Origin of the sequence: Rhizobium sp. UBA1881, from assembly GCF_002338015.1 — a bacterium.
Taxonomy (GTDB): Bacteria; Pseudomonadota; Alphaproteobacteria; order Rhizobiales; family Rhizobiaceae; genus Rhizobium.
The window spans coordinates 547-15,024 of the sequence record NZ_DDHH01000138.1 but is presented as its reverse complement, the minus strand read 5'-3'; the positions used below and the strand labels follow the sequence as shown (position 1 = coordinate 15,024).

The window sequence follows — 14,478 nt, the reverse complement described above, 5'->3', positions numbered from 1 at the left end:
CGCGGCGGCATGGTGGGGAAGACAATGCGGGTTAGCAAGGACGGGATTGCGGAGGCTTCCAATGCGCTTTGCGGTTATCTTATCGTCGAGGCGGAGAATGCCGAGGCCGCAGCACGGCTTTTCCTCGATCATCCCCATATCACCGTCTTTCCCGGAGACGGCGTGGACATCATGCCGTTTGTGACCTGATATTTTGGTCCGCCTTAGGCGATCTTCGCCCTGTCTTCGGGACATGATATCAGCGCCGGCGTCCTGTTGATCACGCCACGGGTTCGATTGCGGCCGGCGCTCTTGGCTTCGTAGAGCAGCTTGTCGGCCCGTTCATAAAGGGTCGCGAAATCCTCGTCGCCGACGATATCCGTAAGGCCCATGCTTGCCGTCACCGGCCGTTTGAGGCCGGGCACCGTGCGGGAGACGATGGCGGGAATGGCCTGGCGGCGCAGTTCTGCCAGGGTGTCGGCGTCGTCGCCGCGCAGGAGAAGCACGAACTCCTCGCCGCCGAGGCGGTAGGCGCGAACGCTCGGCGCCGGCTGGAGCGCACTGGCCACGGCCTTCAGCACCTCGTCACCAACGCTGTGGCCGTTGATATCGTTGATCGCCTTGAAATGATCGATGTCGATAACAGCAAGGGCCGCGAAGCCTTCGGTTCGCAGCTGCTCGAATTGCAGCTCGATCGCACGCCGGTTCAGCAATCCCGTCAGCGGGTCCGTTTCGGACAGGCGTTCGAGCAGCTCGGCTTCGTTGCGGGCGCCGTCGCGCTCGCGCTTCATGGTGACGAAGCGCTCGGCCACGCCAAGCGTCGTGAACACGACCTCGCACATGCAGCCGATATAGAAGAGCAGGGTAGCGTCGGTGCTGTGCAGCCAGGGAACGATACCAGTCACCAGACGGATCAGGCCGACCACGACCATCGGCGCGTAGCCGATAGCCTGAAACCGTGCGGCACGACTTCCGCGACGCAGCGCATCGATCATCGACAGGATGAAGATCGCAAGCACCGGCGCGAAGGCGGCGGTATAGGCGCTCGACTGGATTGGGCGGGCGACGAAGGGGAAGGCGGCGTGCAAGACGCTCAGCGCTATCGCCCATGCCGCGCAATAGGGGAGCACGCGGCGCAGAAGCGGATGCATCAGGCCGGGCTCGACGAAGCTGTGGGTGAACATCGCTCCCGACGCGATGGTCATTCCGAAGATCACCGTCGTCATCCAGCTCAGGGTCATGGCCGGCGGATCGAAGAGCATGACCGCAAGGCCAGACGTTACCATGATGGTCATCAGCAGCGAGAATGTGAGCGCCGAGTGCCAGAGAACGAAGGGTTCGCGCAGCGCCCGGTAGAAGGCTGCATTGAAGATCAGGGGCATGACGAGCATGCCGGCAAGGCCTGCCAGCACAAGCATCAAGCGCATGTCGCCGATGCCGCCGGCTGCGTCCGTCGGTGCGAGATAGGCACGCTCCAGCGTCATCCGATGGCTTGGGAGGTCGATCACGGCGATCACCTGCCGCGTTTCGCTGGTCACGTCCGGCAGGGGCGCCTTGAAGTAGCCGCCGGCCATGGAGCTTTGGAGGGCTGCGGCGGGGATGGTGTCCTGGCGGAGCGTGCCATCGCGATCAATGGCAAGCAGATGCACCGCCTGAAGTGCCGCTCGCCTGGAGAGCAGATAGTGGGGAAGGGTGACGTCGGCGTTGATATCGAAGCGAAGAAGCACGCGGTCGGCATCGATGGAGTGCGCTTGATCGCCGCAGGACCATCGATCCTGGTTCCTGGCGATCGCGACCACGTCTTCCGACAGGTTGGCGGAGGCCCAGCAGGAACTGCGTGTCTCGAAGGAATCCGCCGGGGCAGCCGATGCGGCGCTGAATTGCAGCAGCATCACCAGGAACAGAAGGGCCGCCGAAAGGCTATTTCGAAATCCACTCGCAGTCATGACTTTAGCCTAGGGCGGAAAGCTTTTGATGCCGTTAATCGGGACGGGCGAAAGTCTGCCGTTGGGTTGGTTTAGCAGGCGCTTACGTTGTCAGGCAGGGAGCCCAGTCGGCCATTCACCTTAGCCAACAAATGGCCTCGCCCGGATCGCCAAGCAATGTCACAATCCTGTTCGATTTGATGTTTAGAGCGCAGGAATCGGCACAGAGGATCGTCGGATGGCAGAAGAGAAGTCGCTTGAGTTCGCGGGCGGGATCGTGGATTTCGATGCCGGGCACGGAGAGGCCGCCACCGTCGAGATGAAGGACTACAGCGACAGTCTGGAGCGCGCCAAGGCGAAGTCCGTGCGCCTCGTCGATGCGATCACCGGCGCTGCGCTCAAGAAGAAAGACGCCATCCACTTCGATGATCTGCGGCCTGCGCTGGCCGAGTTCATGCGGCAGAAGCATCCGGGGCTGCACTCGGACGATTATATCAATCGCAAGGTGGTGGACGATTATCGCGGCCAGTACATCGCCGAATTGTTGCGCGACGAACGCGGCGAGCTCTCCAACCTCGAGGACGAGGTCGTTGAGAGCCTTCGCAGCCACGATACGCTGGCCGAAAACATCGAAGAGGATTACGAGGAGCACCGCTCGATCGGCGACCGCGTGGCCGATGTCGTCGCCACCTTCGGCGGCAGCTGGACCTTCATCATCTCCTTCTGCCTGTTCCTCGCCGTCTGGATGGGCATCAATCTGCTGATGGGCGAGCGGCAGGCCTTCGATGCCTATCCATTCATCCTGCTCAACCTCATCCTCTCGACCATCGCGGCCCTGCAGGCGCCGATCATCATGATGAGCCAGCGCCGCCAGGAATCGAAGGATCGCCTGCGCGCGCTCAACGACTACAAGGTCAACCTCAAGGCCGAACTGGAAATCCGCCACCTGCACGAAAAGGTGGATCATCTTCTGAACCGGCAGTGGGAGCGGCTGACCGAAATCCAGCAGATCCAGATCGAGATGATGCTGGAACAGGCCAAGGCCGCCAACCGCGCGCTGAAGCTCAGCAAGGCGCAGAAGACCAAGACCAGTGCCTTGAAAAACCTCTTCAGCGCCGCGCCGAAGACGGACGAGACGGACGGCTAGCGCGGAGTGTTGCCGGCGGCGTTGTCATTGTACAAATGACTGAGAAGAGTCTATAAGATTCCGCTAGATAGCTGCTCCTGACGGTTCAACATCAGGTAGCGTTTTTGATGCCGATAACGGCAAATTGTGGGAGGAATAGACGATGAAAACGGTTCTCATTGCAGCAGCCTTGATCCTGTCGGCCGCGACGGCGCATGCCGCCGATACATGCGCCTCCAAGGCAGTCGACAAGAACGGCAAGCCGCTGGCAGGTGCTGCGCTGACGTCGTCGATGAACAAGTGCCAGAAGGATGCAGCCGCCGCTTGCGACATGTCCGCCAAGGACAAGAACGGCAAGGCGCTCGCTGGCGCCGCGAAGACCGCCTACACCAAGAAATGCGTGAGCGATGCCGTCGGCGGCTGACGCTGGCTGATACAAGCACGACCGCTACTGGTCGCCGGCCGTTTAGGCTTGACCGGTTATAGGGCACGTTTGTCTAGCGTCGTTCCGATCGCTGGAAGATATGGGCTGCGGATATGCGGGTTGTCCTGATCGCAGGGCCGACCAGGGTACTGAGGTTATTTATCAGCTCCTCGGCTACAACAGTCTGCTTTTTCGGCGGCAACGCCAGAAAGGGCGAGAGGCTGCGATGGAGGGCGACGAAGCGCTCGATGCTGTAGTCGTCAGCTATCTCGACATGGCAGAAGAGCCTCTCGGTAAAAGCTGCCTTCTGTAGCGGTTCGGAAAGTCCCCAAAACACCTGGGCGATCTCGTCGCGGAATTGCCTCTCGATAGGCTGAGGATAGCCGCAGCGCTGGAATGCCTCGTCCACGGCTGTGGCCTGTTGCGCCACCGGTTGGGGTTCCTTGTTCCACAGCAGTACGACAAATCCGTTCGGCGCGAGCAATTCCTCGATCCGCTGGACACCGCGTTTCTGATCGATCCAGTGAAACGCGGATGCCGCGAGAATGATATCGAACGGTCCCGCGAGATCGGCCTGCTCCAGCACGCTCGTCTGAAAGGTGATATCCGGGAAAGGAGCCAGAACGTCGCGGGCAATGGCGACGAAGTCGGCGTTCGGTTCGATGCAGGTAAATCGGCCTCCCAAGGTGGCGAAGTCCTGGGTGGCGGTGCCGGGGCCGCTGCCGATTTCGAGGATGCGGCTCTGCGGTTGCCATTCTGCAACGGCTGCCGCCGCTGTTGTCAGGGGCGCCGGGTAGCGCGGGCGGCCTTCGACATAGAACCTTGCGCCGGTGGAATACCAGCGCGCCTTTTCGTCGTCGGTTTTCTCATCGTAGATCGCCACGTTTGATCCTCCGCGTCTGGGATGGGCACAAAATAGTTCAGGGCATGGCTTTGGCTATGGCCGGTACTTCGGCTTCGGGCCGGCATGTGTCCGTCAGAGGTCGGCCGTTTTGCATCGATTACGGTCATTTACGGGCGTGCTTACCGTTGCGTACTTACGAGGGTTTTGCCTCCATGACATCATTCGGTCGTAGCATAACGCGGTGATGCCTGTCGCCAGACGGCGACGCTCGACGGAGGTTTGAATGATGACAATTTCGAAGATGTTGTTTGCAAGCCTTTGTCTTGTGGCCAGCTCAGCACTGGCCGATGGCGGGACAAGGGTGACCCCCGACAACTTCGTTCGGGCGGAAAGCGATATGTATTTTGCGGTTTCTGCCAAGGAAGCCGGCATCGGCAAGATTTTCCATCGTCGCGAACCCTTCGACGTGGAGCACCAGACGGTCGTGCGCGGCAACCGCGATACCTTGTATTCCAGTGGCGTCTTCGATCTTGATGCCGGTCCTGTGACGATCACCATGCCTGATGCGGGCAATCGCTTCATGTCGTTGATGACGGTGAATCAGGATCACTATGTGACTGGCGTGTTTCATGGCGCTGGAAGTCATACGCTCACCAAGGACGCCACCGGCACACGGTACGTCTTTGCGGCAGTTCGCACGCTGATCGACCCGGGCAAGGAAGGGGATGCCGAAGAGGTTCACAAGCTCCAGGACGCCATCAAGGTGGATCAACCGGGCGGTCCGGGCAAGCTTGAGCTGCCTACATGGGATAAGGCCAGTCAGGACAAGGTGCGCAGCGCGCTCTTGGCCCTGAACGCCACGATGGACAGCTTCAACCGGGCGTTCGGTAGCAAGAATGAGGTTGATCCCGTCAATCACCTGATCGGCACTGCAGCGGGATGGGGCGGCAATCCGGATAGCGAAGCTACCTACATCGCGGTCACGCCGGAAAAGAATGATGGGACAACGATCTATATGCTGCACGTTCCCGCAAATGTTCCCGTCGATGGCTTCTGGTCGGTCAGCCGCTACAACAGCGAAGGCTTCTTCGCTCCCAATCCGCAGAAGGCTTATTCGGTCAACAATCTGACCGCCGCCAAGGACAAAGACGGGGGGATCACGATTCAGTTTGGTGGCTGCGACGGCAAAACTGCCAATTGCCTGCCCGTTGAAGCCGGGTGGAACTACACGGTCCGGCTCTATCGGCCTCAGCCACAAGTGCTGGATGGAAGCTGGACGTTTCCTCAACCGCAGCCGCAGTGAGCGGCTACGACCCCACCACCTCAGTGTCGCTCCAGTGAAGGGAGCGACCATCGGCGGATCGAACCTCAAGCCGAGCGACTGGCGCATGTCCTTCTCTGTCCACCAGCGATGAACGAGCCTCCCCGTCGGCGAACAGGTGATCTTCACCCCATTGCCGCAGTGCAACGATAACCGGGAACAGACCGCGCCCTTTTTCCGTGAGGATGTATTCGCGGTACGCAGTACCATCCGAGGCCGGCACGGTTTCGAAAATTCCTCGCTTCGTAAGGTCGCGCAATCGGGTCGACAATACCCCCTTGCTTATGCCGAGTCCGCTCTGGAACTCGCCAAAACGACGCTTGCCATCGAATGCGTCGCGAATGATCAGAAGCGACCACCAGTCGCCAATTGCATCAAGAGAGCGCGCAACAGGGCAACCGGCATTCCACAGGCTAACCCGTTTCACCATAGGTACGGACCTCCGATTTCCAATCTGGTTCTATCTTAGAACTAGATTTGACGTGAGCCAAGTGGTTTCAACGTCCGGCCGAGTTGAGATCACGAGGAGTTGCCGATGAGCGAAAATACCGCGTATGCCGCGAATAGGGGCGTGGCCCGAGGGCTGTCGAGAGCGCAGACGCTGTTGGTCGCGGCTGCAGCAGGCATCAGCGTGGCCAATATCTATTACGCCCAACCCCTGCTTGATCTCATGGCGAACGACCTCGGCATTTCGCCTTCCAGTATCGGTCTTGTCGTCACTCTGACGCAGGTCGGATACGGGTTGGGATTGATCTTTGTCGTGCCGATCGGCGACCTCATCGATCGCCGAAAGCTCATCATCGTCCAGGGATTGCTTTCGGCTATCGCTCTTGTCGTCGTCGCGACGGCTGGAGCGAGAACGACACTGCTCGCCGGTATGGGGGCGGTCGGATTGTTGGCGGTTCTCGTCCAGACGCTCGTTGCACACGCCGCAGCGTTGGCGACGCCGGCTCAACGTGGCAGCGTGGTCGGCACGGTCACCAGCGGCGTCGTCACGGGCATTCTCGCCGCGCGATCCGTTGCCGGCACGATTGCCGACTATGGCGGATGGCGGACGGTCTATCTGACTTCCGCGCTGCTCACGGTCGCGATGGTCGCTGTCCTCGTGAAGGCGCTGCCACGGCAAGAGGTGGAACGGCATCCGGATACGTATCTCGACGCTCTCCTTTCGGTTCCGCACACGTTTGTGCGTGAGCCGGCCCTGCTGTTTCGTGGCGTACTCGCGCTCCTGATCTTCGCATCCTTCAGCACATTCTGGACAGCGTTGGTGCTTCCGCTCAGCGCTCCGCCATTTTCCTATTCCCATACCTTGATAGGTCTTTTTGGATTGGTCGGATTGGCGGGCGCGATTGGAGCGACATGCGCCGGAAGACTTGCCGATAGAGGCTACGGTCGATGGACGACCGGGATTTCTCTGTCGCTTTTGCTGGCATCCTGGGCGCTGATCGCTTTCCTGCCGAGCTCCATTTCGCTGTTGTTGATGGGCGTGTTCCTGCTCGACCTGGCGGTCCAGGCTGTCCACGTGAGCAACCTCAGCGTCGTCGTGAGCCTGCATCCGCAAAAGAGCGGTCGCCTGATTGGCGGCTACATGGTCTTCTACTCGGTGGGCAGCGCTGTCGGTGCGATCACCGCCACCGCAATCTACGCGTGGTACGGCTGGCCGGGGATTTGCGCCTTGGGAGGGGCTTTCAGTGCCATTGCGCTCTTGGTGTGGATCGCCAGCTGCTTTTCAACGAGCGCAGGTCGGACGAACCGCGTGGCTGAGTGCACTCGCGGATGACCGTTTCGGACGTAACCGATCCTTCCGCATGCGAACCACCCAAGCAACAAGGCCCGCTTTCGCGGGCCCTGCATCCTCAATCTACCCTTACACCACCACCGTCAGCGGCGGGATGCGCTTGTCGGGGGCGCTGTCCTGCTCTTGCGCTGCCAGGAGGTTGAGCTCGCGGCGTTCGCGTTCGGAAACGATCGCGAGGTCGATGACCTTCTGCAGGTTCGCGGCGTGGCGGAAGGTGGGGTCGTCCTGCTTGCCGGTGCGCACGGCTTCGGCGAAGCGCTGGTAATTGGTCAGCACCGGGGGGACCTCGATGTCGCGCCAGGTGGCGCTTTCGATGTCGTCGCCGAAGCAACCGCGGAGATCCGAGCCATCGGGGCGATGGGTGACCTCGAGGCTGCCCTTTTCGCCGTAGATGCGCAGCTTCAACTCGTTGAGGTGGCCGGTCGCCCAGCGTGTGGCGTGGATGACGCCGAGCGCGCCGTTGGTGAAATCCACCGACATGGTGAAGCTGTCGTTGGCATCCAAGAGATATTCGCCGATCTGGCCGCCCGGCGCCTTGTTGAAGGTCTTCAGGCGGGCGAAGACGTGGTCGATATCGGTCGCCGCACCATAGGCCGCGAAGTCGAGGATGTGGATGCCGACGTCGCCGAGCACGCCGTTGGAGCCGTGGCCGGTTGATAGACGCCACAGCCAGCGCGATTCCGTGCGCCAGTCGCCCCAGGCGCGGGAAACGAGCCAGCTCTGGAGGTAGGAGGCCTCGACGTGCCTGATGGTGCCGAGTTCGCCGGCCAGCACCATCTCGCGGGCGCGCTGCAGGGGCGCGACGTTGCGATAGGTGAGGTTGACCATGTTGATGACGCCGGCGGCTACGGCCGCTTCGGTCATTTCCAGCGCGTGGTCGTAATGTTCGGCCAGCGGCTTCTCGCAGAAGACATGCTTGCCGGCGGCGATCAGCGCCAGGCTGGTCGCGTAGTGGATGCGGTCAGGCGTGACGTTGGTGGCGCTGTCGAATTCTCCCCACTCGATTGCCTCTTCCAGCGTGCGGAAGCGCTTTTCGATGTGGAAGTGATCGGCGAATTCGGTCAGCCGTGCCAGATCCGTATCGACGGCGCCGACAACCTCGACGCCATCGATGGCGAGAAAATTGGCGACCTGGTTTTTGGCCATGACGCCCGTGCCAAGAACGAGTAGACGCATTGCTGTTCTCCTCAGCGGTAACCGGCTTCGCCGGCCTGGTGCAGTCTCGGGCCGCGTTCGGTGATCGGCTCCAGCGCCTTTTCGACCGGCACATTCGGGGCATCGGTGATGCTCTTCAGGTCGCCCTCAGGATTATAGGCCCATTTGACGCCGTTGATCAGCACCTTCTGGACGTTGGCGTCGTGGTAGGTCGGATAGGTCTCGTGGCCCGGCCGGAAGTAGAAGATGTTGCCGGCGCCGCGGCGCCAAGTCAGCCCCGAACGGAAGACTTCGCCGCCTTGGAACCAGGAGATGAAGACGGTCTCGAGCGGCTCGGGAACAGAGAACTGCTCGCCGTACATCTCTTCATTCTCGAGCACGAAGTTCTCGCCGATGCCGGCCGCGATCGGGTGGCGCTGGTTGATGGTCCACAGGCGCTCGCGCTCGCCGGCCTCGCGCCACTTCAGCGCGCAGGGCGTGCCCATCAGGCGCTTGAAGATCTTCGAGAAGTGGCCGGAATGCAGGACGAGCAGGCCCATGCCTTCCCAGACGCGCTTGGCGACGCGCTCGACGACGACGTCGGAGACGGCGCCGTGGTCCTTGTGGCCCCACCAGGTCAAGACGTCGGTTTCGGCAAGGCGTGCTTCCGTGAGGCCGTGTTCCGGCTCCTGCAGCGTGGCGGTGGTGGCGCTGATTGCTGGATCGGTGTTCAGCGCGTTGGCGATCGTCGTGTGCATGCCATCGGGATAGATGCCGCGGACGATCTCGTTGGTGTTTTCATGGATGTTTTCACCCCATACGATGGTGCGAATAGCCAAAGTCATGCTCCTTCATGCGCGTGGTGGATCGAAACCGTTGGGAAGCGGCTGGGATCCGGTTGTTTGGGTTGGTTTCAGGCGGCGCCCTTCAGGGGGATCCTTTCGAGCGCGCGTCCGGATGGATCGAAACGGTGGATGGAACCAGCGACGGGCGAAACGCCGAGATTGTCGCCGGGCTGGTGGCGCGAAACGCCGGTTTCGCGAACGACCAGCGGTTCCTGCGTGCCGATGTCGAGATAGATGAAGCTGTCGGAACCGAGGATTTCGGAGTGGATCACCGTGCCCTTCCAGGCGGGCTCGCGGTTGGTGATCTCGATGTGTTCGGCGCGCACGCCGATGGTGTGGGCGTCGTAGGGGCTTGCGTGTTCGCCGGTCAGGAAGTTCATCTTCGGCGAGCCGATGAAGCCGGCGACGAAGATGGAATTCGGGGTTTCGTAGAGCTCCAGCGGCGTGCCGATCTGCTCAACGACGCCATCGCGCAGCACGCAGATGCGGTCGGCGAGTGTCATTGCCTCGACCTGGTCGTGGGTGACGTAGATCATCGTCGTGTCGTGCATGCTGCGGTGAAGCTTGGCGATCTCCAGGCGTGTCGCGACGCGCAGTGCCGCGTCCAGGTTCGACAGCGGCTCGTCGAAGAGGAAGACCTTGGGATCGCGGACGATGGCGCGGCCGATCGCGACACGCTGGCGCTGGCCGCCGGAGAGCTGGCGGGGCAGGCGTTCCAGATAGGGCGAGAGCTGCAGCATGCCGGCTGCCTGCTCGACGCGCGCCTTGCACTCCTCCTTCGTGCGGCCGGAGAGTTTCATGCCGAAGGCCATGTTGTCGAAGACGGTCATGTGCGGATAGAGCGCGTAGGACTGGAAGACCATGGCGATGCCGCGCTTGGAAGGCGAGAGCTGGTTCACCGCCTGGCCATCGAAGGAGAGCGTGCCCTCCGAGATGTCCTCCAGGCCGGAGATCAATCGCAGAAGCGTGGACTTGCCGCAGCCGGACGGGCCGACGAAGACCATGAATTCACCCTTGCGGATATCCATGGTGACGCCCTTGATGACTTCGAGAGCGCCGAAGCTCTTTCTGATATTGTCGAGTCTAATCTGTGCCATATCGTGCTTTCTTCAACCTTTGACGCCGCCGGCGGTGAGGCCGGAAATGATCCGGCGCTGGAAAATGAGCACCAGGACAACGACAGGGACCGTGACGATGACGGATGCCGCCATGATGTTGCCCCACGGAATCTCGAACTGGCTCCCGCCCGATAGAAGGGCGATTGCGACCGGCACGGTTCGCTGCGCGTCCGAAGACGTAAAGGTTAGGGCGAAAAGGAATTCGTTCCAGGCCGTAATGAAGGCGAGCAGTCCCGTCGTGACCAAAGCCGGCCACATCAGCGGCATGAAAACCTGCGTAATGATGACCCAGGGAGAGGCGCCGTCGACGATCGCCGCTTCCTCGATTTCGATGGGCAGATCGCGCATGAAGGTGGTCAGAACCCAGACTGTGAAGGGCAGGGTGAAGATCATGTAGGAGAAGATCAGCGCGAACGGCGTGTTGAAGATGCCGATCCAGCGGATCAGCTCGAACAGGCCGGCGAGAACGGCGATCTGCGGGAACATCGAGACCGACAGGATCGTCAGCATCAGCAGCGCGCGGCCGCGGAAATGCACGCGGGCCAGCGCATAGGATGCGGTGACGGCGAGCAGCAACGAGGCGGCGACGACGCAGACGGCGACCAGCAGCGAATTGCCGAGGCTGTGGATGAAGCTGCCTGTCGTCAGCACGTTGGCGTAGTTCGCAAACGAGATCGAGGTCGGCCAGTATTCGATTGCGAACAGCGCCGTGCCGGATTTGAAGCTGGTCAGGATCGCGTAGTAGAAGGGGAAGACCGCGATGATGACGATCACGCCGACGAGGAGATAAAAGAGGGTGTTCTTGGTGGCTGTGAGAAGCATCAGCGTTCACTCCCGCCGAGGTTGACGCGGCCGAGCCACATGTAAAGCACGGTGACGGTGGCAATGAGCAGGAAGAGGACGGTCGAGGCGGTGGCGCCATAGGCGAACTTGTCGAAGTCGAAGAGGTTTTCTCTCGCCATGACCGACATGGTCTTGGTCTGCGCGTTGTTCGGCGTCAGCACGTAGATCAGGTCGAAGATGCGCATGGCGTCGAGCATGCGGAAGATGACCGCCACCATGATCGCGGGACGGATCAGCGGCAGCGTCAGGCGCCAGAAGACCTTGACCGGATTGATGCCGTCGATCTTGGCGGCCTCGTAGATATCGCCGGGCACCATCTGCAGGCCGGCGAGGATGAGGAGCGCCATGAAGGGCGTGGTCTTCCAGACGTCGACGATCAGGACGGCGATCATCGCGGTATCGGGATTGGCGGTCCAGGCGATCTTCTGGCTGATCAGGCCGAGCGCCATGAAGAGGTCGTTCAGGATGCCGAACTGGTCGTTGAGCATCCAGGCCCACATCTTGGCCGAGACGATCGTCGGGATCGCCCAGGGGATGAGGATGGCGGCGCGCACGATGCCGCGGCCGACGAACTGGGCGTTCAGCACAAGCGCCACGATGAGGCCGAGCGCGGTTTCGATCAGCACGGAAAGCACGGTGAATTTCATCGTGTTCCACACCGCGTTCCACCAGGCGGGATCGGCGAGCAGGCCCTTGTAGACCGTGCGGCCGCTCTTCAGCGTGATCCAGGTGAGGTAATTGTCGAAGCCGACGAACTTGGCGTCGCCGAGACTGGTGAGCGAGGCGTTGGTGAAGCTGAAATAGATGGTGCGAAACAGCGGCCAGCCGGCGACGACGACGAGGATGAACAGCGTCGGCGCCAGGAACATCCAGGCGGAACGAACGCGGTCGGCCTTCAGGTCCGACGAGGTGGCCCTGACGCGCGTCTGCGCTTTCAGGCCTTCAGAAACTGCAACTTCACTCATGGGATACCCGCTTCCTGAGACGATTGACGGTGGCGTCCTTCGGAGCGCCGGCAGCGGATAGCCCGCCGCCGGCGCGTCGATGGATTACCAGTTGTCGCCCTTGAGCGACGTCAGGTCGGCTTCGAGAAGCTCGAGGTTTTCAGCGGCCGTGCCATTGCCCGACAGCGTGTTGTGGACGGCGGTCCAGAACTTGGCGGAGACCTCGTTGTACTTGACCTTGGCCGAGGCCGATGGGCGCGGCACGGCGTTTTCGAAGATCGGCTTCCAGTTCGGCATGAACGGGGCTGCTGCTGCGATGTCCTTGTCGTCGTAGAGGGCGGACAGCGTCGGCAGGTTGGAGAGCTCAATGGCGCGCTGCTTCTGGCTTTCCTTGGAGGTCAGGAACTTGACGAGTTCGATCGCGACCTCGGGGTTCTGCGAATATTTCGAGACGGCGAGGTTCCAGCCGCCGAGCGTCGAGGACGGCTTGTCGCCATCGGCTGCCGCCGGCAGCGTGGTGACGTCGAACTTGCCCTTCACGGCGCTGTCAGGGCCGTTGCCGAGCGCATAGGCGTAAGGCCAGTTGCGCATGAAGACGGCGTTGCCGGTCTGCCAGACGCCGCGCGATTCTTCTTCCTGGTAGGCGAGCACGCCGCCCGGCGAGATGGTGCCGACCCAGCCCTTGGCGCGCTCGATGGCGGCGGCGGCCTTCTCGTTGTTGATCGAGATGGTGCCGTCGGTTTCGATGATCTGGCCGCCGCCGGAGGACTTGATCCACTCCAGCGCGTTGCAGGTCAGGCCTTCATAGGCGTTGCCCTGGAAGACGTAGCCCCAGAGATCCTTCTGGCCGGCTTCGCGTTCCTTGTCCTGGATTTCCTTGGCGGTCGCCGCCATCTCGTCCCAGGTCTTCGGCGGCTGCTTGCCGTATTTGTCGAGCAGGTCCTTGCGGTAGAAGAGGGCGGGTGCGTCGGTGTAGAGCGGCATGGCGACGAGGCGGCCGTTGACGGTCTGCGACTGGATGATCGAGGGGAAGAAATCGCCCGCGACGTCCTTGGCGGCATCCTTCAGATCGAGGAACTGGTCGGCCAGCTGCGGCGCCCAGATCACGTCGGTCTGGTAGACGTCGACGTCCTTGTTGCCGGCGGCGAGCCACAGTCGGTACTGCGAGAACTGCTCGGTCGACGAGGACGGCATGGTGACGATGCTGACCTTGTTGCCGGTCGCCTTTTCGAAGGCGTCGAGCTGCTTGCGGAACAGGTCGAGGTTTTTACCGGTGGAGCTTGCAGAGATGCTGATGTTGGCGGCGTAGGACGGCATGGCCACGCCGATGAGCGCGGCCGCGATAACGGCCGTCGTGAAACGAAACTTCATGATCTTCCTCCCAAAAAGAACCATTGCGCCCTCAAATTTGAAAACGATTTGGTTGGAAAAAATTGTCAGAAGCGCGATATCAAGTCAAGCGGGTAGTTTGGTCGCGGCTTTGACTTGCCGGGAGCGGCGATTTTCTCTGTGAAAACAACGGAGTGTGACGCCGCGCGGATGTGGAGAACGTTGGCTGCTGTGTGTCGATTGCGATTGAACATTGAAATCGGTTTGGCTGATGTGCGGTTTTTGTGCCAAATATCGACGGATTGGCTTATAGGGTGTGTGAGGGGTCCAATAGCGGGCGATGAAAGACGTGTCGGTGCATGAAGCTTAGAGAGTTCGCAAAACAGCTCGGATTGTCGCCGACGACCGTCAGCCGCGCGCTGAGCGGCTATCCCGAAGTGAGCGAAGTGACCCGCGCGCGCGTGGCGGAGGAGGCCGTTCGGCTCGGCTACCGGCCGAACGTCAATGCCGTCAGGTTGAAGACCGGACGGGCAGGCGCGATCGGCGTGGTGATGGGGCGGGCAGGCGAGTTTCACTTCGCCGAATTCATGGCGGGGATGGCCGAGAGGCTGTTGACCGAGGACACCGACATTCTCGTCATTCCCATGGCCGATCCCGATCATAACGACGAGATGCAGCTCTATCGGCGCCTGGTGGAAAGCCAGCGGGTCGATGCGATCATCGTGCATTCGCCGCGGCCGAACGACGAGCGTATCGCGCTGCTGCACAAGCTCGGCATGCCATTTCTGGTCCACGGCCGCTCGGATATCGACGTGCCGCATGCGTGGCTCGACATCGACAACGAGGGT

Annotated in this window: 14 protein-coding genes and 1 pseudogene; 6 read left to right on the top strand and 9 right to left on the bottom strand. The window is 61.4% G+C overall.

The window, feature by feature from the left end:
- Positions 1–189, top strand: a pseudogene (locus tag B3605_RS17210) (hypothetical protein); the annotation flags it as partial.
- 14 nt (positions 190–203) lie between these two features.
- Here the strand turns inward: B3605_RS17210 and B3605_RS17205 are convergent.
- Complete coding sequence (locus B3605_RS17205; protein WP_296435206.1) at positions 204–1,925, bottom strand: sensor domain-containing diguanylate cyclase; 1,722 nt, start codon at positions 1,923–1,925, stop codon at positions 204–206.
- A gap of 217 nt (positions 1,926–2,142) precedes the next feature.
- Between B3605_RS17205 and B3605_RS17200 the strand changes: the two genes are divergently transcribed.
- Together B3605_RS17200 and B3605_RS17195 are read left to right on the top strand one after the other, a co-directional pair.
- Positions 2,143–3,051, top strand: a complete 909-nt coding sequence (locus B3605_RS17200; protein ID WP_112944355.1) for a DUF1003 domain-containing protein — start codon at positions 2,143–2,145, stop codon at positions 3,049–3,051.
- 142 nt (positions 3,052–3,193) lie between these two features.
- Complete coding sequence (locus B3605_RS17195) at positions 3,194–3,454, top strand: hypothetical protein (RefSeq protein ID WP_018897481.1); 261 nt, start codon at positions 3,194–3,196, stop codon at positions 3,452–3,454.
- A gap of 73 nt (positions 3,455–3,527) precedes the next feature.
- Here the strand turns inward: B3605_RS17195 and B3605_RS17190 are convergent, their stop codons facing one another.
- Complete coding sequence (locus B3605_RS17190) at positions 3,528–4,337, bottom strand: class I SAM-dependent methyltransferase (protein ID WP_296435204.1); 810 nt, start codon at positions 4,335–4,337, stop codon at positions 3,528–3,530.
- A gap of 247 nt (positions 4,338–4,584) precedes the next feature.
- Between B3605_RS17190 and B3605_RS17185 the strand changes: the two genes are divergently transcribed.
- Positions 4,585–5,601, top strand: a complete 1,017-nt coding sequence (locus tag B3605_RS17185) for a DUF1214 domain-containing protein (protein WP_210297232.1) — start codon at positions 4,585–4,587, stop codon at positions 5,599–5,601.
- A 4-nt stretch (positions 5,602–5,605) separates the two neighbouring features.
- Here B3605_RS17185 and B3605_RS17180 read toward each other — a convergent pair whose 3' ends face one another.
- Positions 5,606–6,049 (bottom strand): winged helix-turn-helix transcriptional regulator, encoded by a 444-nt coding sequence (locus B3605_RS17180; protein ID WP_112944352.1) that lies wholly within the window; start codon positions 6,047–6,049, stop codon positions 5,606–5,608.
- Positions 6,050–6,154: 105 nt separating this feature from the next.
- Between B3605_RS17180 and B3605_RS17175 the strand changes: the two genes are divergently transcribed.
- A complete protein-coding gene (locus B3605_RS17175; protein ID WP_112944351.1) occupies positions 6,155–7,399 on the top strand; it encodes an MFS transporter in 1,245 nt (414 codons plus the stop codon).
- 87 nt (positions 7,400–7,486) lie between these two features.
- Here the strand turns inward: B3605_RS17175 and B3605_RS17170 are convergent, their stop codons facing one another.
- From B3605_RS17170 to B3605_RS17145, 6 genes are all read right to left on the bottom strand, one after another.
- Positions 7,487–8,593 carry a Gfo/Idh/MocA family protein gene (locus tag B3605_RS17170; protein WP_296435202.1) on the bottom strand — a complete coding sequence of 369 codons (1,107 nt, stop codon included), beginning with the start codon at positions 8,591–8,593 and terminating at the stop codon, positions 7,487–7,489.
- An 11-nt stretch (positions 8,594–8,604) separates the two neighbouring features.
- On the bottom strand, positions 8,605–9,390 hold the full coding sequence (locus B3605_RS17165) for a ThuA domain-containing protein (protein ID WP_112822199.1): 786 nt from the start codon (positions 9,388–9,390) through the stop codon (positions 8,605–8,607).
- A gap of 74 nt (positions 9,391–9,464) precedes the next feature.
- Positions 9,465–10,493: an ABC transporter ATP-binding protein gene (locus B3605_RS17160; protein ID WP_112944350.1), complete on the bottom strand. Its 1,029-nt coding sequence runs from the start codon at positions 10,491–10,493 to the stop codon at positions 9,465–9,467.
- Between the two features lie 12 nt (positions 10,494–10,505).
- Positions 10,506–11,336, bottom strand: a complete 831-nt coding sequence (locus B3605_RS17155; RefSeq protein WP_018897486.1) for a carbohydrate ABC transporter permease — start codon at positions 11,334–11,336, stop codon at positions 10,506–10,508.
- Positions 11,336–12,322, bottom strand: coding sequence for a carbohydrate ABC transporter permease (locus B3605_RS17150; RefSeq protein WP_112944349.1), 987 nt, complete (start codon positions 12,320–12,322; stop codon positions 11,336–11,338). Before B3605_RS17150 ends, B3605_RS17155 begins: the two co-directional genes overlap by 1 nt.
- Before the next feature lie 84 nt (positions 12,323–12,406).
- Positions 12,407–13,672 (bottom strand): ABC transporter substrate-binding protein, encoded by a 1,266-nt coding sequence (locus B3605_RS17145; RefSeq protein WP_112944348.1) that lies wholly within the window; start codon positions 13,670–13,672, stop codon positions 12,407–12,409.
- 317 nt (positions 13,673–13,989) lie between these two features.
- On the opposite strand from B3605_RS17145, the gene B3605_RS17140 reads away from it, so the two are divergent.
- Positions 13,990–14,478: LacI family DNA-binding transcriptional regulator (locus B3605_RS17140; protein ID WP_296435195.1), on the top strand; the 489-nt coding region annotated here is incomplete at its 3' end.

Excerpts from the sequence above, each read along its gene's own strand:
- B3605_RS17205 (WP_296435206.1), bottom strand. The coding sequence starts at position 1,925 with ATGACTGCGAGTGGATTTCGAAATAGCCTTTCGGCGGCCCTTCTGTTC.
- B3605_RS17200 (WP_112944355.1), top strand. The coding sequence starts at position 2,143 with ATGGCAGAAGAGAAGTCGCTTGAGTTCGCGGGCGGGATCGTGGATTTC.
- B3605_RS17195 (WP_018897481.1), top strand. The coding sequence starts at position 3,194 with ATGAAAACGGTTCTCATTGCAGCAGCCTTGATCCTGTCGGCCGCGACG.
- B3605_RS17185 (WP_210297232.1), top strand. The coding sequence starts at position 4,585 with ATGACAATTTCGAAGATGTTGTTTGCAAGCCTTTGTCTTGTGGCCAGC.
- B3605_RS17180 (WP_112944352.1), bottom strand. The coding sequence starts at position 6,049 with ATGGTGAAACGGGTTAGCCTGTGGAATGCCGGTTGCCCTGTTGCGCGC.
- B3605_RS17175 (WP_112944351.1), top strand. The coding sequence starts at position 6,155 with ATGAGCGAAAATACCGCGTATGCCGCGAATAGGGGCGTGGCCCGAGGG.
- B3605_RS17170 (WP_296435202.1), bottom strand. The coding sequence starts at position 8,593 with ATGCGTCTACTCGTTCTTGGCACGGGCGTCATGGCCAAAAACCAGGTC.
- B3605_RS17160 (WP_112944350.1), bottom strand. The coding sequence starts at position 10,493 with ATGGCACAGATTAGACTCGACAATATCAGAAAGAGCTTCGGCGCTCTC.
- B3605_RS17155 (WP_018897486.1), bottom strand. The coding sequence starts at position 11,336 with ATGCTTCTCACAGCCACCAAGAACACCCTCTTTTATCTCCTCGTCGGC.
- B3605_RS17150 (WP_112944349.1), bottom strand. The coding sequence starts at position 12,322 with ATGAGTGAAGTTGCAGTTTCTGAAGGCCTGAAAGCGCAGACGCGCGTC.
- B3605_RS17145 (WP_112944348.1), bottom strand. The coding sequence starts at position 13,672 with ATGAAGTTTCGTTTCACGACGGCCGTTATCGCGGCCGCGCTCATCGGC.